Source organism: Bacilli bacterium (assembly GCA_035326105.1).
In the GTDB taxonomy this organism is placed as follows: domain Bacteria; phylum Bacillota_I; class Bacilli_A; order RFN20; family CAG-826; genus UBA7706.
This window is the reverse complement of sequence record DAOKYO010000002.1, coordinates 691,930-711,196: the sequence shown is the minus strand read 5'-3', so window position 1 is coordinate 711,196 and position 19,267 is coordinate 691,930. Positions and strand designations below refer to the sequence as shown.

At 42.8% G+C, this 19,267-nt stretch carries 21 protein-coding genes; 18 read left to right on the top strand and 3 right to left on the bottom strand.

Translation table 11 applies throughout. The features are described from left to right. Positions 1–6: 6 nt before the first annotated feature. From PKC96_07905 to PKC96_07895, 3 genes are all read right to left on the bottom strand, one after another. Positions 7–270, bottom strand: coding sequence for a KH domain-containing protein (locus PKC96_07905; GenBank protein HMM01225.1), 264 nt, complete (start codon positions 268–270; stop codon positions 7–9). Between the two features lie 2 nt (positions 271–272). Then, a complete protein-coding gene (gene rpsP / locus PKC96_07900; GenBank protein ID HMM01224.1) occupies positions 273–548 on the bottom strand; it encodes a 30S ribosomal protein S16 in 276 nt (91 codons plus the stop codon). 69 nt (positions 549–617) lie between these two features. Continuing rightward, positions 618–953, bottom strand: a complete 336-nt coding sequence (locus PKC96_07895; GenBank protein HMM01223.1) for a hypothetical protein — start codon at positions 951–953, stop codon at positions 618–620. Positions 954–1,040: 87 nt separating this feature from the next. On the opposite strand from PKC96_07895, the gene PKC96_07890 reads away from it, so the two are divergent. The 18 genes from PKC96_07890 to PKC96_07805 all read left to right on the top strand — a co-directional run bounded on the left by PKC96_07890 (position 1,041) and on the right by PKC96_07805 (position 19,243). Then, positions 1,041–1,973: a 1-phosphofructokinase family hexose kinase gene (locus tag PKC96_07890; GenBank protein ID HMM01222.1), complete on the top strand. Its 933-nt coding sequence runs from the start codon at positions 1,041–1,043 to the stop codon at positions 1,971–1,973. Between the two features lie 56 nt (positions 1,974–2,029). Further along, on the top strand, positions 2,030–3,472 hold the full coding sequence (locus PKC96_07885) for an NCS2 family permease (GenBank protein HMM01221.1): 1,443 nt from the start codon (positions 2,030–2,032) through the stop codon (positions 3,470–3,472). A gap of 136 nt (positions 3,473–3,608) precedes the next feature. Continuing rightward, a complete protein-coding gene (gene rplS, locus PKC96_07880; protein HMM01220.1) occupies positions 3,609–3,956 on the top strand; it encodes a 50S ribosomal protein L19 in 348 nt (115 codons plus the stop codon). A 98-nt stretch (positions 3,957–4,054) separates the two neighbouring features. Then, positions 4,055–4,798, top strand: coding sequence for a signal peptidase I (lepB, locus tag PKC96_07875; protein ID HMM01219.1), 744 nt, complete (start codon positions 4,055–4,057; stop codon positions 4,796–4,798). Next, on the top strand, positions 4,791–5,660 hold the full coding sequence (ylqF, locus tag PKC96_07870) for a ribosome biogenesis GTPase YlqF (GenBank protein ID HMM01218.1): 870 nt from the start codon (positions 4,791–4,793) through the stop codon (positions 5,658–5,660). Before lepB ends, ylqF begins: the two co-directional genes overlap by 8 nt. Next, positions 5,653–6,285, top strand: a complete 633-nt coding sequence (locus tag PKC96_07865) for a ribonuclease HII (protein HMM01217.1) — start codon at positions 5,653–5,655, stop codon at positions 6,283–6,285. Before ylqF ends, PKC96_07865 begins: the two co-directional genes overlap by 8 nt. Before the next feature lie 36 nt (positions 6,286–6,321). Beyond that, positions 6,322–7,098 carry a DNA-processing protein DprA gene (gene dprA / locus PKC96_07860; GenBank protein ID HMM01216.1) on the top strand — a complete coding sequence of 259 codons (777 nt, stop codon included), beginning with the start codon at positions 6,322–6,324 and terminating at the stop codon, positions 7,096–7,098. 103 nt (positions 7,099–7,201) lie between these two features. After that, the gene (gene topA / locus PKC96_07855; GenBank protein ID HMM01215.1) at positions 7,202–9,322 is read left to right on the top strand and encodes a type I DNA topoisomerase; all 2,121 of its coding nucleotides are present in this window, start codon (positions 7,202–7,204) and stop codon (positions 9,320–9,322) included. Between the two features lie 47 nt (positions 9,323–9,369). Next, on the top strand, positions 9,370–10,650 hold the full coding sequence (trmFO, locus tag PKC96_07850) for a methylenetetrahydrofolate--tRNA-(uracil(54)-C(5))-methyltransferase (FADH(2)-oxidizing) TrmFO (protein ID HMM01214.1): 1,281 nt from the start codon (positions 9,370–9,372) through the stop codon (positions 10,648–10,650). Continuing rightward, positions 10,647–11,600, top strand: coding sequence for a tyrosine-type recombinase/integrase (locus PKC96_07845; GenBank protein ID HMM01213.1), 954 nt, complete (start codon positions 10,647–10,649; stop codon positions 11,598–11,600). Before trmFO ends, PKC96_07845 begins: the two co-directional genes overlap by 4 nt. 262 nt (positions 11,601–11,862) lie before the next feature. Then, positions 11,863–12,771 carry a 30S ribosomal protein S2 gene (gene rpsB / locus PKC96_07840; protein ID HMM01212.1) on the top strand — a complete coding sequence of 303 codons (909 nt, stop codon included), beginning with the start codon at positions 11,863–11,865 and terminating at the stop codon, positions 12,769–12,771. 28 nt (positions 12,772–12,799) lie between these two features. Continuing rightward, positions 12,800–13,672 (top strand): translation elongation factor Ts, encoded by an 873-nt coding sequence (tsf, locus tag PKC96_07835; GenBank protein HMM01211.1) that lies wholly within the window; start codon positions 12,800–12,802, stop codon positions 13,670–13,672. Positions 13,673–13,726: 54 nt separating this feature from the next. Next, complete coding sequence (pyrH, locus tag PKC96_07830) at positions 13,727–14,461, top strand: UMP kinase (GenBank protein HMM01210.1); 735 nt, start codon at positions 13,727–13,729, stop codon at positions 14,459–14,461. Beyond that, complete coding sequence (gene frr / locus PKC96_07825) at positions 14,454–14,999, top strand: ribosome recycling factor (protein ID HMM01209.1); 546 nt, start codon at positions 14,454–14,456, stop codon at positions 14,997–14,999. The genes pyrH and frr overlap by 8 nt, the downstream gene beginning before the upstream one ends. Positions 15,000–15,111: 112 nt before the next feature. After that, positions 15,112–15,849, top strand: a complete 738-nt coding sequence (locus PKC96_07820; protein HMM01208.1) for an isoprenyl transferase — start codon at positions 15,112–15,114, stop codon at positions 15,847–15,849. Continuing rightward, entirely contained in the window at positions 15,839–16,849 is a 1,011-nt protein-coding gene (locus PKC96_07815) for a phosphatidate cytidylyltransferase (protein ID HMM01207.1), read from the top strand. Before PKC96_07820 ends, PKC96_07815 begins: the two co-directional genes overlap by 11 nt. Then, positions 16,846–18,000, top strand: a complete 1,155-nt coding sequence (gene dxr / locus PKC96_07810; GenBank protein HMM01206.1) for a 1-deoxy-D-xylulose-5-phosphate reductoisomerase — start codon at positions 16,846–16,848, stop codon at positions 17,998–18,000. The genes PKC96_07815 and dxr overlap by 4 nt, the downstream gene beginning before the upstream one ends. A 1-nt stretch (position 18,001) precedes the next feature. Next, a complete protein-coding gene (locus PKC96_07805; protein ID HMM01205.1) occupies positions 18,002–19,243 on the top strand; it encodes a site-2 protease family protein in 1,242 nt (413 codons plus the stop codon). Positions 19,244–19,267 lie beyond the last annotated feature (24 nt).

Here is a 19,267-nt window from a genome sequence, read left to right as displayed (position 1 = left end):
GAGGAGTTAATCCTCATCCTTTTTTTCAAACGATTCAAACTTTAAATAAATTCTTTTACCATCGGTTTTACCCGCGATAGAAATCACTTCTCGTAAGGAATCAGCAATCATGCCTTTGCGCCCAATAAGCCGCGCTGTATCTTCCGGTTCGGCGCAGATAATAATGGAAATTGTCTTATCATCATCACCGGCGATTTCGCGTAGAAGAAGAGCGTCTTTGTGCTCAACGATTGGATCGATAATCGTGTGTATAATCTCTTGATACTCCACGCTTATTTACCTTCTTTTTTTAAAGTGTTGAATTTAGCGACGATTCCGGCTTTGGTTAAAATCGCTTTGACGGTTCCGCTTGGTTGCGCACCGGCTTGAAGCCATTTAATTGCCGCCGCTTCATCAATAACGGCACCATTTAAAGCTTTGTTTGGATCATAATGGCCGATTTGTTCGATGAAACGACCATCACGGCTCATTCTGCTATCAGCAGCAACAATCCGGTAAAACGGATCATCATGACGTCCAACACGGGTTAATCTTAATTTAACTGACATGTGCTTATCCTCCTATAACGTAGAAATAATATCACATTCAAAATAGGTGTCAAGCAAAAATGCTTTACATTACCTGAAATTTTTGTTTATGGTTTCCTTGATAATATTATCTTGATTGTCCAAATCGATCTGAACATTGGGAGTAATGTGTAAGTCGTGCAAATCCCGGAACTTTAAAGAAAAAGGAACGTTTTGGCAACGCGGGCAAATGGTGACTATTTTTTCTTGGCCGTCGCTTTTCTTAACTCGCTTGGTGGCAATACCATACTGGATGGCAATATTTCTTTGTCTTTCATTCATATCACCTAACTGAAGGGTTTCGCCGTCTTCGTTTAGAAGAATGGCATTGCGAACAATTTCCGGACAGAATCGGCATTTTTCCTCATATATATAAATAGTGGGCATATTTTATCCTCTATTTTGATTATATTCCGCAGATAAATATTAACAACCAAAAGGCAAGAAAGTTTATAATGGAAACGAGGTTTTAATATGATCTACACTTTAACAATTAATCCGAGCATCGACTATTATCTTTGGACCGATGAGTTGGTGACAAATGAAACATTGCGCGCCCAAAAAGCCGTTTTTGCTCCCGGGGGAAAAGGCATAAGTTCGGCAACGATTCTTGGAAGATTGGGGATGGAGGTTTCTCCGATTGTAATGGCCGGTGGAGATACGGGTATGCTTTTGCGGTCACTTTTAACCTCCGAACCAATTCTTGCGGAGTATATTGACGCGGAGGTGCCAACGAGAATCAACGTTAAAATATCTGACCAAAATGGCCATTATGAGCTAAATGCCCCGGGGCTTCCCTTGGGTGATAAAGCAATGAAAAAACTTGCGCTTCGGCTTTCGCAATTACAAGAAGGGGATTGGCTTATTTTGTCGGGATCACTACCGGAGCATCTCGATGAAGATTTCTATGCCAAAATTGTTCGTGAACTCAGCATCAAAGGAATCAGTGTCGGAGTGGATACGTCCGGTCCGGCTTTAAAAGCAGCGATAAAGGAACATCCCGCATTTATCAAACCAAACGAAGAGGAAGCCGCTGCCCTTTTCAATATTCCCTTTGATCCACAAAATGGATTATCGGAACAGCAGATTGAATATATATTTTGTCAATTAACCGCAAGCGGAGTCGAAAGAGTGATAATTACTTTGGGAGCCAAAGGATCTATATATGGCGATAATAAGGGCAATCGTTTTCGTTTTGAATCGCCCAAGGTCAAAGTGGTGGCTACGGTTGGCTGCGGAGATTCTTTTGTCGGCGGGTTTGTATATGGATTGGTTAAATATAATAGTCCTCTCGAAGCGATGGCTTATGGTACCGCTGCCGGTGCAGCAACAGCGGCCACGCAATTTTTAGGCGATAAAACGGCGATTGAAGAAATTAGAAAAAAGGTTATTCTCCCAAAAAAATAGTTGCCTTAACACGATTAAGCAAGTATTATAGAGCGTTAATATGAAAGAGGTTTACTATGGAAAAAAATGTTGAAACCAAGTCGGCGAATAAGTACGGAATTTTTGATAAAATATTTCATCTGACAGAAAGAGGCGCCCGACCCGGAATTGAGATTCTCGGAGGATTCATCACTTTTGTGGCGATGATTTATATTCTGCCCTTGATTTCGGCCATCTTTGGTGGCGAGCCGGGAATGAGCCCAGACGGTGTTTTTGCCGCCACGGCGATAGTCAGTGCTTTAATTACAATATTTATGGGACTTTATGCCAATGTCCCCGTCATCTTAAGCGCAGGATTAGGCGTCAGTGCTTATGTTTCAACAACTGTTTACACGGCCTATCACGATTGGGTGAGTGCTTTTATTATTATGTTCTTATCGGGTGTGATATTTTTATTGATCACGATTACACCGGTAAGACAAAAAATAATTGATGCCATTCCTAATGATGTAAAATACATTATTTCGGCCGGCTTAGGTGGATTTATCGCTTTTATTGGATTTAACAAAGCGGGTTTAATTGTAGCCTCCAACTCATCAACGATTGTCGCTTTGGGCGATTTGGCCAATCCGGCGGTTTTACTTCCTTTGCTGGGAGTGCTGATTGTCTTTGCTTTTATGGCTATGCCCAACAAGCACTTAAATCAATTGGCGATTCCCGCGGCGATGGGGATTATCGCGGTTATTGGCTTAATAGTAAATTATGCCGCTTTTGGAAATAATCTTACCGCAAGCGGACTTCCGTATTTTGATTTTTCCGCTAGCAGTTGGGGATTAGCAGGAATCAAGGATGTTTTCTTCAAGATATTTACTGGTACGGAAACAACCAGTGCCGGTGATGCCTGGAAAAATGTTTTAAGCAATCCGGCCAGTTATGCGTTTATCTTCTCGGTCGTTTTTGTCAGTCTTTTTGATACAACGGCAACCTTGATGTCAGTGGGGAGAAGCGCGGGGGTATTAGATGAAAAAGGTGATTTGATCGGTGGCAATAGAGCCATTTTAGCCGATGCCATTGGAGCGGCCATTTGCGCGCCAATCGGAACCTCAACCATTACGGCCTTCGCTGAGAGTAACGTGGCCTGTTCAACCGGAGCAAAAACCGGTTTAAGTGCGGTCACGGCCGGACTTCTTTTCCTCGTATCCGCATTTATTTTTCCCGTTTTCTCCGTCTTTAACAGTTTCTCTGTGACCAGTATCGCCCTCATTAGTGTCGGAGCGATGATGTTTACCAACAATTTAAAAGCCATCAACTGGGACGATATTGCCATCGGTGTGACGGCTTTTGTCTCATTTATGCTTATGGTTTTAACTTATTCAATTTCCGACGGATTAGGATTCGGCATTATCACCTTTGTAATTATGCGTATTGCCCAAAGAAAAGCCAAGGACGTCAAACCGATGCTCTATGTGGTCGCTTTGTTATTCTTGGTGTATTACATAGTAAAAGTTATTATTGGCTAGATATTTCCCTTGCTTTTAAAGTTCCATTTTGCTAGAATTACAACGCGTTTAATTAAGCGCTAGTGATGGTCCGCTGAAGTGTCACTCTTTTATGAACATCATGAAGAAAAACAAATGATATATAGGAGGCAAAAAAATGAACACTAATTTAGTTAATGAAATCAGTGCCAGCCAACTTCGTAAAGATCTTCCCGCTTTTTCTTCGGGTGATACTGTCCGAGTTTATGTGCGGATTATCGAAAATGGCAAAGAACGTCAACAGGCTTTTGAAGGCGTTGTTATGCAACGTCGTGGCGGTGGTGTCCATGAGACCTTTACCGTTCGCAAGATGTCCAGTGGCATCGGCGTGGAAAGAACCTTCTCCCTTCATTCTCCAACAATTGGCAAGATTGAAGTTGTGAGAGTGGGCAAGGTTCGTCGTAATAAGATTTCTTACTTACGCAATCTTCGTGGTAAAGCCGCTCGTATTAAAGAAAAAAAGTAAATTCTTCTTTATTTAAAAGTGACAGGCTCCGGTTTTATTCCGGGGCCTTTTATTAACTTTCAAAATCCATTCGTTTAACATATAATTGTAAAGTAATTATGAAAGAAACTCTGGTTAATTCTTCAGAAATTGAAGCAAAGATAAAGTCGCCTAAACGCCCTACCTATCGTCGGGTTATTTCGGCGATATTTTATTCCGTGCTAACTATCGTTATTATTTTTTCTTCGCTTTCAATTTTTGTTAACAACTATTATACGGCTGTTTGGGTGGACGGAACTTCGATGATGCCTAATCTAGAAAACTTCGAATTGGGATTAATGGATTCTCATGCGGATAAGATTGCTAAAATCGACCGTTTTGATATAGTTATCGCTTATGTCGACATTAACCAAAACGGACTTGACGATGACTATCCGGTGATTAAAAGGGTAATTGGATTACCGGGTGAAACCATCCAAATCTTTGATGGTGGCAGCGATAGTGAAAACAACGAGCTTCCAGATTATATTGAAGTGACTAAGAGCGATACTTCATATCGTCTTGAGGAAAATTTTAATAATCCTTTTTCGTCATCGACTTATCGTTCAATGGCAAATTATGCCATTTCGTCTCCCTTCACTTTAGGGGATGATGAGTTTTTCCTTATGGGCGACAACCGCGGAGTCAGCATCGATTCCCGAAGTTTTGGCGCGGTGGAGCAAAGTGAGATAATCGGCGTGCTTGTTTGGGTATACGGCCGGGCAACGCGAATAAGCACAGTCACAGGTTCTAACAATGATTTAATAACCAATTACGACGGCCGCCAAGTGTATTGGCCGTGGGATATACGCTATTATGGTTAACAATCGAGTAAAAAATTTGCATTGGTTTCCGGGCCATATGGCCAAAGCCCTGCGGGAAGTCGAAGCTAAATGTCAAAGTGTTGATATTATTATCGAGATATGTGACGCCCGGATACCTCATAGTTCACGGAATCCCTTTTTAAGCCAAGTCGCCCAAAATAAAAAGCGGCTTTTAATTCTTAATAAGGCAGATATGGCGGATGCTTCAGTAACCAAGGCGTGGATTAAGCATCTAAACACACCCGCGCAAATGGCAATCGCCACCTCGCTTTCATCCGCGCACGATTTAAAAATAATTCGTCATTCAATTGATCTTATTTCCGTAGATAAGAGGGAACGGGATCAAAAACGAGGCATGAAAAATCGACCGATAAAAGCATTAGTGATTGGAATTCCCAATTCAGGGAAATCGACTTTTATCAACCGGCTAGCCGGGCGTAAAAAGGTTTTGGTAGCCAATCGACCGGGTGCTACTAGGGCTCAGCAATATATTAAAATTGATCAAGATATTGAGCTTATCGACACTCCGGGAATCTTGCCGCCTAATTATGAGGATTCGCAAGTGGCGCTTAATTTGGCGTTATTAAAAGCAATTCCGATGGATATTTTACCCTTGAATGAACTGTGCGAGTATGCGATTAAAACTTTGGTGACGCAATATCCTAATTATTTGACCAGGCGATATGGGGAAGCACTAAACGGACTCACCAATTACAGTGATATTTTACTGGCAATCAGCAAAATTCGTGGATATTTACCGCTTGGAGCAGATAATTTTGAGCGGGCGGAAAAATTGCTCGTTGTCGAGTTCCAAAATGGAATTTTAGGTGCGATTTCTCTTGAGAGGCCGAGCGATGATTAACGATTTGGCACGGGAGTATTATCAAGCCGGATATAAGTTTATTGCCGGTACGGATGAAGCGGGTCGGGGGCCTTTGGCGGGGCCGGTAGTGGCCGCGGCGGTCATATTGCCAAGAAATTATCAGAATCCGGAAATTGATGATTCAAAAAAAATCAGTGATAAAAAAAGAAGACGCCTTTTTCATGAAATTATCGAAAATGCCTTGAGCTATGGCATTGCTATCGTCGATGCTCCGGAGATCGACCGAATAAATATTTATAAGGCCTCGCAAAAAGCGATGGAAATGGCGTTATCCCAACTCAGGCATCGCTATGATTTGGTGCTCAGTGATGCGATGCCGTTGCCCCACCAAATCGTGCGGGTTGAACCGCTTATACATGGAGACGCGCTGGTAAGCGCCATCGCGGCGGCAAGTATTCTCGCCAAGGTAACGCGGGATGATTTGATGATTGACTTAGCTAAGAAATATCCCGGATATGGCTTTGAGCGTAATAAGGGTTATGGAACAAAAGAGCATCTTGAAGGACTGAGAAGGCGGGGGCCGATAACCGGTATTCATCGGTTTTCCTATGGACCGGTAGCCGATGTTAAGCACGAACAATTATCACTTTTTCCGACGGAGTAAAACTATATCGCCTATCTTCTTTAATGAGGAAGTTTTATGGACGCAAGGAAACTGCTGGCTTTTTTGGCGATTAAATATGATGGCGATTACAACCGAATGCTGCAGGCGATAAAAGATAAAGAGCATATTGACGAGAAAGAATTAAATCGGCTTCTAGCAACCAATATGGCATCATACATAACGATAATAGATAAGGATTATCCAGATTTCTTTCGGAATATTAATCGTCCCCCGTTGGTTCTTTTCTATTATGGAGATTGGCAGATAACCGCCAATTTTAATCAGTGTTTAGCTATTGTCGGCTCTCGTCATCCAGATGATTATGGGCTTAGCATAACTAGAACAATTACCGCCGAATTGGTAAATAAGGGCATTACAATCGTCAGCGGACTGGCGCAAGGAATTGACCGTCAAACTCACGAGACGGCGATAAAATGCAAGGGGAAAACAATCGCCGTTCTCGGCTCCGGAATAGATAACCCTTACCCCAAAAGTAACATAGATATTTATTCGATTATGAAAAAAGATCATCTTATTATATCTGAATATCCCGGTATGACTGCCCCTGACGCCACGCATTTTCCGATGCGTAACCGACTGGTTGCCGCTTTGGCGCGGGCGACGCTGGTAACGCAAGCCCATGAAAGAAGCGGAACGCTGATTACGGTTAGTTATGCTTTGACGATGGGAAGGGATATCTATTGTGTCCCTTATTTGGCGGGCCACTCTTCAAGCTGCAATCGTCTGATTAAGGAGGGGGCATATTTAGTTGAAAGTGCGGAAGATGTTTTAGATTTACTAAGATTGGCATAAAAAAATATTTTTTTTATTTATATAAATAAAGGATATACAGCGGTGTCTTTTTGATTGACAGAATTCTTTTTGGGCCCTATATTTTTTGCTGATAGGAGAAACTATGAAACTTGTAATCGTGGAATCACCAACCAAGAGCCATACTTTTAAACGCTACTTGGGTGAAGAATATGAAATTTTGCCTTCCGTTGGGCATATCCGAGATTTAGCCACCTCAGGAAAAGGTGGGCTTGGAGTGGACATTGAGAATGATTTTGCCGCTCGATATGTTATCAATAAGGATAAAGCCGCGGTCGTCCGCTCTTTAGAAAAAGCCGCCAAGAAAGCGGATGAAGTTATTCTGGCAACCGACCCAGACCGCGAAGGGGAAGCTATTGCTTGGCATTTAGCGACGGTTTTAAAATTGCCGATTGCAAGCACCAAACGACTTGAATTCCATGAAATTACACGGGAATCGATTTCCGAAGCAATGGAAAATCCTCGCACTATCGACATGAAATTAGTTTCAAGCCAAGAAGCGCGGCGGGTTTTGGACCGAATAATCGGTTTTAAACTTTCAAGTTTACTTTATAAAAAAATTAGATCGCGTTCTGCCGGCCGGGTGCAGAGCGCGGCTCTAAAGTTGATTTGCGATCACGAGAAAGAAATAAACGAGTTTAAACCGGAAGAATACTGGTCTTTGAATGTTGATATCGAGATTAAGGGTGTGGTATATAACCTTACCTTAGATCGGGTTGATGGCAAGGCGGTAAAAATTAAAAATGAGCAGGAAATGAAAGATATTCTCGCTCGACTTGAAACCTCGCTGACAATAAGTTCAATCAAAGTGAACGAACGCGTAAAAACAAGCAAAGATCCCTTTACAACTTCAACGCTTCAGCAGGAAGCTTTTAACCGCTTTAATTTCCGTACCAAGAAAACAACAGTTGTGGCTCAAAAACTTTATGAAGGTCTTGCCGTCGAAAACGGAGAAAATGTCGGCTTGATTACCTATATGCGTACCGATTCGACCCGTTTAAGCGATTCATTTATCAATCGAGCCAGCAATTACATCAGTGAAAACTTTGGTCAGGAGTACATTAACCTTACAAAGAGAAATCGTGTTCTCAAAGAGACCGAACAGGTGCAGGATGCTCACGAGGCCATTCGCCCGACCTCCACCCATCGGACTCCAGAGTCGATTAAATCTTCCTTAAGTAAAGATGAATACAACCTATATCGATTGATATATGCTCGGGCGATGGCTTCGCTTATGGCTCCGCGCAAAGAGGAAGTCACGGTAGTTACCTTTTCCAGTCGGGGATTGGAGTTTAAACTGGAGGGAGTTCATACCCTCTTTGAAGGCTATGCCAAGGTTATGGGCGACTTAGAGACCAACCACGATAAGGAACTTCCCGTTTTGAGTGAAGGCGAAGTCTTTGCCATCAAATCGAAAACGCCGAAGCAAAACTTTACGAAAGCGCCTCCCCGTTATAATGAGGCAAAGTTAGTAAAGCTTATGGAAGAGTTAGGCATCGGTCGACCATCGACCTATGCTTCCACCATTGAAACTATATTAGCCCGTAAATACGTCACTGGCACCGGCGGTATTTTGACGCCGACAGAGCAGGGAATGCTGACCAATTCTACCTTGGAGGAAAATTTTCCAGATCTAATCGATGCGAAGTATACGGCCGATATGGAAAAGCAATTGGACGAGATTGCTGATGGTGCGCTATCACGCGTGGAAGTGCTGAAGGATTTCTATTATCCTTTTGAAAAACTGGTCGAAGCCGCCAACAAAAATATCGACAAAATTGCGGCTAAGGAAACGGGTGAATTATGCCCGGAGTGCGGAAGTCCCCTCGTAATTCGCAAGGGTCGCTACGGGGAGTTTGTCGGATGCTCAAATTACCCCACTTGCCATTACATTAAGCCGCAGCCTAAAGATCCACCGAAGTTTACCGGTGAAAATTGCCCGATCTGCGGAAAACCGTTAGTTGAGCGCAAAGATCGCAAGGGGCGTCCGTTTGTCGGTTGCTCAGGCTATCCATCTTGTCACTACATCAAAGGAAATGAAAACAAAGTTCCCCCGGTATATACCGAAAAGGATTATGTCAGGAAATGTCCCGATTGTGAGGATGGGCATTTAGTTGTAAAAAAATCCAAGTATGGAAATGACTATTTGGGATGTACGAATTTTCCCAAATGCCGACATATGGAATACATCAACAAGAAAAAGTAAGCTCGCCTTACTTTTTTCTTTTTCGCTCATGCTATAATTTAAGCATTATGAAACAACCGATTAATATTATCGGTGCTGGACTGGCCGGCACCGAAGCCGCCTATTATCTTGCTGACCACCACATTCCAGTTCGTCTTTTTGAAATGCGTCCGCAAAAGATGACTCCGGCACATCATAGTGAAAAATTTGCCGAATTGGTTTGTTCAAATTCGCTTAAAAGCAAGCATTTGGACAACGCCTGTGGTCTTTTGAAAGAAGAAATGCGCCTTCTTGGTTCGATAACAATGGAAGCCGCCGCAAAGAGCGAAGTGCCGAGCGGAAACGCTTTGGCGGTGGATCGGGATCAATTCTCGCAATATATTGACAGCCGGATTCGCAACCATCCGCTGATTGAAGTAGTCAATGAAGAAGTAAAAGCCATTCCTGACGGAATAACGATAATTGCTTCCGGTCCTTTGACCAGCGATGAATTGGCTGAGAACATTCAAAAGCTCATTGGACAAGATATGCTTGCGTTTTTTGACGCTTCAGCTCCGATTGTTGAAAAAGATTCGTTGGATTTAGACATTTTGTATCGTAAATCACGCTACGATCAGGATGAAGGAAGCTATCTGAATTCCGCAATGGACGAAGAGCAGTATCGCTTGTTTTACCGCGAACTTATAAATGCTAAAAAAGCACCGATTCATGACTTTGATGCGCAATATTTTTCCGGCTGTATGCCTATTGAAGTCATGGCCTCCCGTGGCGAAGATACTATTCGTTTTGGGCCGTTGAAACCCAAAGGATTAAGGAGGACGGCGGACGATCACCCGTATGCCGTTATCCAACTTAGACAAGACAATGCGGTCGACTCACTTTATAATCTTGTGGGATTTCAGACTAATTTGACTTATGGAGAACAAGAAAGAGTGTTTAAATTGATTCCCGGTTTAGCAAACGCCCGCTTTGTCCGTTATGGTCTTATGCACCGAAACTCATATTTAAAAGCCCCGGCTGTTTTAAATGACAATCTTTCGCTGAAAGTTCGGGACGATGTTTTTGTGGCCGGTCAGTTGAGCGGAGTGGAGGGCTATGTTGAAAGTGCGGCGATGGGAATTTTAGCGGCGATATTTGCCAAGGCTAAATATGAGGACAAAAAAATTGCCGATCCGCCGATTAAGTCGGTAATCGGGGCACTCAATTATTATCTTCACTTCGCTTCGATAAAGGACTTTGCTCCAATGAATGCCAATTTTGGAATTATATACGGAGCGACCAAAAACAATCGGCAGTCAACAATCGATGAAGCCCTAAGATCAATTCGGGAGTGGAAGGGCACTCTATGATCGCGCTCTTAAATGATTTTTTGGTTTACTTACGGCTTAACCGTAACTATTCGCCGCGAACGATAAGCTCATATCAATTGGACTGCCAGGATTTTTATGGCTTTTTGCTGAATGTTGGAGTTGAAGACCAAAAAGTAACCATTGAAGACATTCGTCAATACCTCGTTACCCAGTTAACCAAGGGATTGAGCCGAAGAACAATTAAACGGCGTCTTTCCGCTTTAAGGAGTTACTATGATTTCTTAGAAAGCAAAAAAATAGTTGAGATAAATCCTTTTTCGCTGGTGAATTCACCTAAGGCGGAAAAACGCTATCCTGAAGTCCTTGATCAGGCGAACGCTCAACTACTGCTGGATACAAACTATAAGCGTAAAGACCAATTGATGATCCGCGACCAAACGCTTCTATATTTTCTTCTCGACAGCGGTCTCCGCGTTTCGGAACTGACCAATCTTGATTTCCTTTGGGTGGATATCAACCAGCGAGTTATGCGAATAAGGGGCAAGGGAAATAAAGACCGTATCGTTCCGTTTTCGGTGGAGGCAAAAGAATCATTAGTTCGATACCGCGATGAGTTGCGCCCCATTTTAATCGGAAAAAATAGAGATGCCAGAAACAGCACGGTAGTTTTTCTTTCGGCTACCGGAAGAAAATTAACTCCTCGGGGAGTCGAATATATTCTCGACGAAATACAAAAAAAGACCGGACTCTTTATTCACCTGCATCCGCATCTGCTGCGGCATACCTTTGCCACGCAACTATTAGACAAGGGGGCTGACCTTCGCCTCATTCAGGAACTGCTCGGACATGCCTCTATTTCCACCACTCAGGTATATATGCATGTTTCTTCGCAGGCCATGCAAAGAGAGTATTTTGCCTCTCATCCGCGCGCGCGATTAAACCGAGCAGAAGAGATAGTCGATTTTAAAGGGAAAAAAGAGGAAAAATAATCATTATTGCTTTCTTTAACCAATTTTATGGCTGAGCATTTTTTCTTGCGCAAGTGGGGCTACTATGATAAGATTATTCCGGCTCTCTATAAGAGAGACTATGACACATTGTAGATTCATACTCCAGGTCCTCGGAAAATTGTTTCCTTGAGGGGGGTATGTTCGAAGCAATGGAAGTTAAAACAAACAGGAGGTCTTCATTATGAGTGAAGAGAAAGAAGTAGTCTTAGCCGAAGCCGTAGAAGAAAAACCAGTTGATGCCATGGCATCTGTTTTACCGGATGAAAATCGTCCGTTGGTGACGATGAAACGGCTGCTTGAAGCCGGTTCCCATTTTGGTCATCAAACCCGGCGTTGGAATCCAAAGATGTCAAAGTATATCTATGGGTCACGCAGTGGTGTTCATATCATTGACCTAACCCAAACGGTTACCAAAATTGAGGAAGCTTATGCCGCGCTTAAAGAGATTGTTCTCGCTGGCGGAAAAGTCTTATTCGTTGGCACTCGCAAACAATATCAGGATGCCGTCCGTGAAGAGGCTCTTCGCTCCGGCTCTTTCTATATCACCGCCCGTTGGCTTGGCGGAACATTAACAAATTTTAGAACGATTCAAAGCCGAGTTCGGTATCTTCGCGATTTAGAGAAACAAGAAGAAGACGGAACTTTAGATTTACTTCCGAAGAAGGAAGCGGCGGGTTTACGGAAAGAGAAAGAAAAACTCACCAAGAACCTTGAAGGTATTAAAGAAATGCGTAAAGTGCCGAATGCGATCTTTGTTATCGATCCAAAAGTGGAGCACAATGCTGTCAATGAAGCTCGAAAACTTAATATTCCGGTTTTTGCGATTGTGGATACCAACGCCGATCCGGATGAAGTTGACTATGTAATTCCGGCTAACGACGATGCTATTCGCAGTGTGCGGCTTATTCTCGCATTAGCCGCGGATGCAATTGTTGAAGCCAAGGGTGGCAATCCCGTTGTTGCTTACGCTAAGGACGAAGACTTAGTTGAAGAAGTAACGATGGACAAGGCCGTATCGTCAAAAGAAGCTGTGGTCGACAAGGATCAAGCTCCGCGGCGGATTCGTAAAGAATCAACCGATCATAGTGACAAACCTTTATCGGATAAGGCCGAACATAAAGTAAATAAAGAAACAGCTAAAGCTGAGTAATTTTTTAGAATCGAAAGGAGTATTCTAAATGGGAGTTGATGTTAAATTAATTAAAGAGCTTCGGGAGACAACCGGAGCGGGAATGATGGATTGTAAGAAAGCTCTTGAAGCAACTGATGGCAATGTTGATGCCGCAAAAGATTGGCTTCGGGAAAAGGGCATTACAACTATCGCTAAAAAAGAAGCGCGGATTGCCGCCGAAGGCAAAACCCTCGTTAAGATTTGCGAGAAATGCGGACGCGCGGTGATTCTTGAAGTGAATTGTGAAACCGACTTTGTCAGTAATGGCGAAGCCTTTGGAAATTTAGTTGAGCAAGTCGCCGGTATCATCCTTGATAAGGATCTTAAAACGGTGGAAGAGGCAACTGAAGCCACCAAGGAGTTATTTATCGATGCGACCATCAAGATGGGCGAGAAACTTGCCCTTCGTCGGTTTGTCATCGTTGAATTAAAAGATGGTGAGGCTTTTGGAAGCTACTCCCACATGAATGGAAAGATTAATGTCCTTCTCGTTTTGAACAAGAGCGATGAGGAAGTTGCCAAAGGATTGGCGATGCACATTGCGGCGAATAATCCTCTATACATTGACAGCACGTCAATTCCGGCGGATGTCATTGAACACGAAAATGAAATTCAACTTGAGGCGGCAAAAAACGATCCCAAACTTCAAGACAAGAATCCGGATATGCTTAAGAATATCATTCGCGGCAAGGTTGCTAAATTCCTTAGCGAATCGACCCTGAGCGAACAAGTTTACTTGCTTGATGGCGAAAAGAAGGTCGGGCAATTCCTTAAGGAAAAAGGACTCGTGGTCAAACAATTCATCCGTTATCAAGTGGGTGAAGGAATCGCGAAGCGCGAAGATGACTTTGCAAAAGAAGTCATGGAAGCTGCTAAGTAATTAATGAGAACACTCCTTTTCGAGTGTTCTTTTTTTAAAAAATAGGAGGATGCTATGGCTAAGTACAAACGCGTTGTTCTCAAACTTTCCGGTGAAGCGTTAGCAAACAAAGAAGAAAAACTAATCTTGAATGCGGATAAGCTCAAGTCAGTGGCTCGTTCTATCGCCGCGTTGACGGAGGGCGGTGTTCAAGTTGGTGTGGTTATCGGTGCGGGAAATATTTGGCGAGGTAAACTTGCCGATGCAATTGGAATCGAGCGGGGCACAGCTGACTATATGGGAATGCTCGGAACGATAATTAATTGTTTGGCCCTTCAAAGCACATTGGAAGAAATAGGTCTTCAAGCGCGGGTTTTAAGCGCGATTGAAGTCGAGGCAGTCTGCGAGCCTTATATTAAAAGAAGGGCAATTCGTCACTTGGAAAAGGGTCGGGTTGTCATCTTTGCCGGCGGTACTGGCAACCCCTTTTTCACCACCGACTCGTGCGCGGCTTTAAGAGCTTTAGACATTGAAGCCGAGGCCATACTAATGGCTAAAAATGGAGTGGAAGGTGTTTATACTGGGGATCCTAGAACTGATAGGGACGCCAAGTTTATCTCTCATTTGACTTATGCTGAAATGACAAAAAAGCAACTAAAAGTTATGGATCAAACGGCAGTGAGTCTGCTTGCCTCTTCCTCTATTGACACAATTGTCTTCAATATGGCGGATGAGAGCAACTTTGTTAAGGCCGTTAACGGAGAAAAAGTCGGAACGATTATTAGCAAAGGAGATATTAATAATGGATGAACTAGCTTTGGAAATGCAATCCAATATGGATAAGACGATTGCCAATCTCGAGGAGCAATTTAAAACTTTACGCACGGGAAGAGCTTCCTCTTCAGTGCTTGATCGAATTGAATGCGATTATTACGGAGACCGGATCCCCGTTAATCAGATCTCTTCTATTTCTATTCCGGAGCCCCGGCAAATTCTTATTAAGCCCTACGATCGTAATGACGTTCGAGCGATTGTCGAGGCGATAAGCAAAAGCGATTTAGGAATCAATCCCATCAACGATGGCAACCAAATTCGGCTTGTCTTCCCTCCGCTTACCGAGGAGAGACGGAAGGACTTAGTTAAGACTGCTAAAAAGTACGCAGAAGATTCGAAAGTGGCAATTCGCAATATTCGCCGTGATTATCTTGAATTACTCAAGGCAAGCGATGAATATAGCGATGATTTAAAAAAACGAATTGAAGCCGACATTCAAAAAGTGACCGAGGATACAAATAAGAAAGTTGAATCGGTCTTTAAGGAAAAAGAAGTCGAAATCATGACGATTTAAGATTTAAAAAAGTCACTTTATGTGGCTTTTTTTTAAAAGAATAAAAACCTTTTTTGTATATTTTAATCTTCATGCGGTCTAATGTATAATATACTCAATCAAAGGAGAATCTATGGCACAAAAGAAGCCGCTTGAAATCGTCCGTATTCCCAATCACATCGCGATTATTATGGACGGAAACGGAAGATGGGCTAAAAAAAGATTACTCCCGCGAACAGCCGGTCATCGAGTTGGAGCGAAAAACATTTTTACCATCGCGGATGCCGCGATTGAGAATAAGGTAAAAGTGCTTTCTATCTTTGCGTTTTCAACCGAGAATTGGAATCGCCCGCAAGATGAGATCGACTTTCTGTTTGGCTATTTGGAGAGCGAGTTTAACAAGCGTCTGCCTGAATTGATGCAGAAAGACATTCGGATTATCTTTTCGGGATTTCCGGAGCCACTTCCTTTAAGTACCCAGGCGGTTATTAAAGAGGCAATGGCGAAGACGAAAGACAACCAGGGATTGATACTTAATATCTGTTTAAATTACGGGGGACAAAAAGATATCGTGCAGGCAGTTAAAAAAATTGCCCATGATGTCCAAATGGGAAAAATCAGTGTCGACGAAGTGAATGAAGATAACTTTAAGGCGGCTTTGCTTACCAATCCGTTACCGGATGTCGATCTACTAATTCGAACAAGTGGAGAAATGCGGATATCTAACTTTATGCTCTATCAGATGGCCTATGCGGAATTTTATTTTACAAACACGCTCTGGCCGGACTTTAAAAAGGGTGATTTTCAAAAGGCGATTCTAGCCTATAACAAACGCGATCGACGTTACGGGGGTATCAAAAATGAGCGTTAATCATCTTGATCAAAAAACCAAGTCTTCAATGACGGCCAGAATTATTACCGCTGTTTTAATTGCGGCCGTTGCTCTTCCATGTCTTCTTCTGGGCGGCTGGTTTTATATGGGCCTGATTTTTGTGGCACTCTTTATCGCCATCCATGAATTTATCAATGCGGTTAATCATGAAAAATATCCTTTGTTCGCCCATATATTTATCTATGTAATGACGATCAGCTTCGTCTATTGGATTTTTATGCGTAACAATATCGAGAATAATTTAGCCAACGGATTAGGAGCTTTTGACCTTAGCGCCTGGTCTTTAAGCAGTGGCTTTGATGATATAAAGATTTCCACGATGGGAGTGGCCGTTACCCTATTCGTTCTTTTTCTTTTTTCAATTAGCTGCAAAAATTTCCAAATCAATGACGTCACCTACATATTTACGATGATAGTCTTCATTAGCATCGGTTTTCAAAGCTTTTTGTTTCTGCGTTTCTTTCCGATGACAAGTTTTACCAATGCGGGTTTGGCGGTTCCTAGCACCATACAATCGTCATTTCTTTTTGTCTATGTGATTATCGGAACAATCGCAAATGACATCGGGGCGTATTTCATCGGTGTTTTCTTTGGGAAACATAAGTTAAATGAACGAATAAGTCCCAAGAAGACATGGGAAGGTTTTTGGGGCGGAATTGTTTTTTCGGCAATTCTGTCTCTCGGCTTTGCCGCTTTGGTAACGTCGCTTGGTCATCCGATGCTGCCTTTCTTGTCCTTTGAAAACTGGTATTGGATTGTATTGCTTTCACTTTTAATTCCGTTTATAGCCGATTTGGGTGATTTTATATTTTCGGCTCTAAAACGGCATTTTGGCATCAAGGATTATGGGACTTTCCTGCGGGGTCACGGCGGCATTCTTGATCGGTTAGACTCGCTGATTACCGTGGCTTTTGCGGTGGCGGTTATTATTATTTTAATTTCTAATTTTACCATTTCGGGGAACCCAATTTTGATATGAAGAAAATACTTCTTTTAGGGGCAAGTGGTTCAATTGGTCGCCAAACAATCGATATTTTGCTGAGTCAAAGGGAAGACTTTTCTCTTCTCGGCTTTTCAGTTGGAAATCAGGACGGCTATATCGCTTCATTAGTTGCTTCGTTTCCCGAGGTACAAGCGATTTTTTTGCTGAATAAGGATCGAATTCCGGAACTCAGCGCGCAATTTCCGCATATTAATTTCTTTTCGGGCGAAGATGGTATCAAAGAACTTATCAAATCACTTCGCGTTGATTTAATGATTAACGCTTTAGTGGGGTTTGTTGGCTTGGAGCCGACGATTTTGGCCTTACGTCAAGGAATCGATGTTGCCACGGCCAATAAGGAAGCGTTGGTGGTCGGCGGAATGCTTATCAACAAAATTATCGCCGGCAGTAAAGTTCATCTTTATCCAATCGACAGTGAGCATGTGGCAATCAGCAAGGGATTAAAGGGAAATGAGCAGGCGGCTATGCGGCTGATATTGACAGCTAGCGGTGGGCCTTTCCTTCATTTATCGCGATCAGAAATGGCAAAAGCGACTGTTCAGGAGGCGCTCCATCATCCAAGCTGGAAAATGGGCCGAAAAATTACGATTGACAGTGCAACGATGATGAATAAGGGATTTGAGATTATCGAAGCTCACTATCTTTTTAATTTTCCGGTTGATAAAATAGATGTGCTTGTTCACCCGGAAAGCAAGATTCATTCGCTTGTTTACTTTGCCGATGGTTCCTATTTGGCGGACATCGGACCGAGTGACATGCGGATTCCCATCGGCTACGCGCTATATGGTGGGCAACGTAAAGGGGGGCTTCCTCACAATAACCTTACGCTTGATGCCCTTCCCACATTACATTTTGAACCGGTGGATGAAGAAAAGTTTCCCTTGGTATCGATAGCGAAGGAAGCAATACGCGTTGGCGGAAGTCTGCCCTGTGTGTTGAATGCCGCCAACGAAGTGGCGGTTTATGCCTTTTTGGAGGAACAAATACCTTTTCTTGGAATAGAAGAGGTGATAAAGTGGGCATTAGATAATGCAAAAGTGATTGGTGAACCTTCACTTGAAGAGCTGATTGCTGTCGATAAAATGACTAGGACGCTGGTTACAAACTACATTAAAGGAAAATACTAATATGGACATTCTTGTTATTCTTCTCTCAATCATTATTCTCGGAATTGAAATCGCTCTTCATGAGCTGGGACATTTTTTGACGGCCAAACTTTTCAATGTTTATTGCTTTGAGTATTCAATCGGCTTTGGACCGACGCTTTACAAGCGGAAAAAAGGCGAGACCCAATTCACCATAAGGGCCATTCCTGTGGGTGGATATGTTTCGATGTATGGGGAAAGCGATGCTATCCCCGAAGATTTCAAGGGACCATTACCCGATCCAAACCGTAGTTTATTAAAGATAAAAAAATGGAAACGAGCGATTATAATGAGCGCGGGCATTATCGTCAACTCCCTTTTGGCGCTCGTCCTTTTTATGGTTTCCAACGCCGTGCCCTCAGTTCGCGTTTATAGCGCTTTAGATGTCGCTCCCGGCGGCCAAGCCGCCAGTTTGGGATTAGTAGAAAACGATCGGTTAATTACGCCCTTGGACAGCAAGGAAATACCGATTTCAAGCGGGGGTTCACTGAAGAGTTATGGCACGGTTACCCTTTTTAGCGGCACTTCGATGGAAGCTGACTTTGAAACTTTTTTCTACATTAGTGATTATAATAATACGGAAGCAAGCAATTACTTCCGTCTGCTGCCGGAGACCGTTACCGAAATTTCCACCGGAAACGAATTCTATAGTCCGGATGAAGAAACAGCCTTTAACTTTGAAATGACCTTTGCCAAAGGTTACGATGAAGATGGAAACCCGACCGATATATTCACAAAAACATTTGTGATAAACATTGCTTACGATACTGAAAGTAAAACATACGGCTACACGGGTTTTGATTTTTCCCTTAAAAAAGCTGTCGTTAAGGAATCTTTTTCCGAGATTCTATCGTCCACCGGTTCGGATTGGGTTTATGCTAATTCCGCGGTTGCCAGAGGCATTGTGAGCCTCTTTACCCCCAAAGGAATCAATAACGTTGGCGGGATTGTAGCCGTATTCCAACAAACAACCAACACATTTAATAACTATGGTTGGAGCAATTTCATCTATTTATGGGGATTTGTTTCCGCCAACTTGGCCTTGTTCAATCTTTTGCCTTTCCCCGGCCTTGATGGATGGCATTTGTTTGTCATTGTCGTTGAATCAATAACCAGGCACGAGATTAATCCAAAAGTCAAGAATACAATTTCAGCGATAGGAATGATACTATTATTTGGGTTGATTATACTTATTACCGCGCGCGATATTTTGCGCCTATTCTAACTTTCATCCTAAGGAGGGGATAGC

Coding starts and splice junctions, on each gene's coding strand:
- ylqF (HMM01218.1), top strand. CDS start 4,791: ATGGTTAACAATCGAGTAAAAAATTTGCATTGGTTTCCGGGCCATATG.
- frr (HMM01209.1), top strand. CDS start 14,454: ATGGATGAACTAGCTTTGGAAATGCAATCCAATATGGATAAGACGATT.
- pyrH (HMM01210.1), top strand. CDS start 13,727: ATGGCTAAGTACAAACGCGTTGTTCTCAAACTTTCCGGTGAAGCGTTA.
- PKC96_07865 (HMM01217.1), top strand. CDS start 5,653: ATGATTAACGATTTGGCACGGGAGTATTATCAAGCCGGATATAAGTTT.
- rpsB (HMM01212.1), top strand. CDS start 11,863: ATGGCATCTGTTTTACCGGATGAAAATCGTCCGTTGGTGACGATGAAA.
- PKC96_07805 (HMM01205.1), top strand. CDS start 18,002: ATGGACATTCTTGTTATTCTTCTCTCAATCATTATTCTCGGAATTGAA.
- PKC96_07820 (HMM01208.1), top strand. CDS start 15,112: ATGGCACAAAAGAAGCCGCTTGAAATCGTCCGTATTCCCAATCACATC.
- PKC96_07890 (HMM01222.1), top strand. CDS start 1,041: ATGATCTACACTTTAACAATTAATCCGAGCATCGACTATTATCTTTGG.
- lepB (HMM01219.1), top strand. CDS start 4,055: ATGAAAGAAACTCTGGTTAATTCTTCAGAAATTGAAGCAAAGATAAAG.
- dprA (HMM01216.1), top strand. CDS start 6,322: ATGGACGCAAGGAAACTGCTGGCTTTTTTGGCGATTAAATATGATGGC.
- topA (HMM01215.1), top strand. CDS start 7,202: ATGAAACTTGTAATCGTGGAATCACCAACCAAGAGCCATACTTTTAAA.
- PKC96_07885 (HMM01221.1), top strand. CDS start 2,030: ATGGAAAAAAATGTTGAAACCAAGTCGGCGAATAAGTACGGAATTTTT.
- tsf (HMM01211.1), top strand. CDS start 12,800: ATGGGAGTTGATGTTAAATTAATTAAAGAGCTTCGGGAGACAACCGGA.
- PKC96_07895 (HMM01223.1), bottom strand. CDS start 953: ATGCCCACTATTTATATATATGAGGAAAAATGCCGATTCTGTCCGGAA.
- trmFO (HMM01214.1), top strand. CDS start 9,370: ATGAAACAACCGATTAATATTATCGGTGCTGGACTGGCCGGCACCGAA.
- rplS (HMM01220.1), top strand. CDS start 3,609: ATGAACACTAATTTAGTTAATGAAATCAGTGCCAGCCAACTTCGTAAA.
- PKC96_07815 (HMM01207.1), top strand. CDS start 15,839: ATGAGCGTTAATCATCTTGATCAAAAAACCAAGTCTTCAATGACGGCC.
- rpsP (HMM01224.1), bottom strand. CDS start 548: ATGTCAGTTAAATTAAGATTAACCCGTGTTGGACGTCATGATGATCCG.
- dxr (HMM01206.1), top strand. CDS start 16,846: ATGAAGAAAATACTTCTTTTAGGGGCAAGTGGTTCAATTGGTCGCCAA.
- PKC96_07845 (HMM01213.1), top strand. CDS start 10,647: ATGATCGCGCTCTTAAATGATTTTTTGGTTTACTTACGGCTTAACCGT.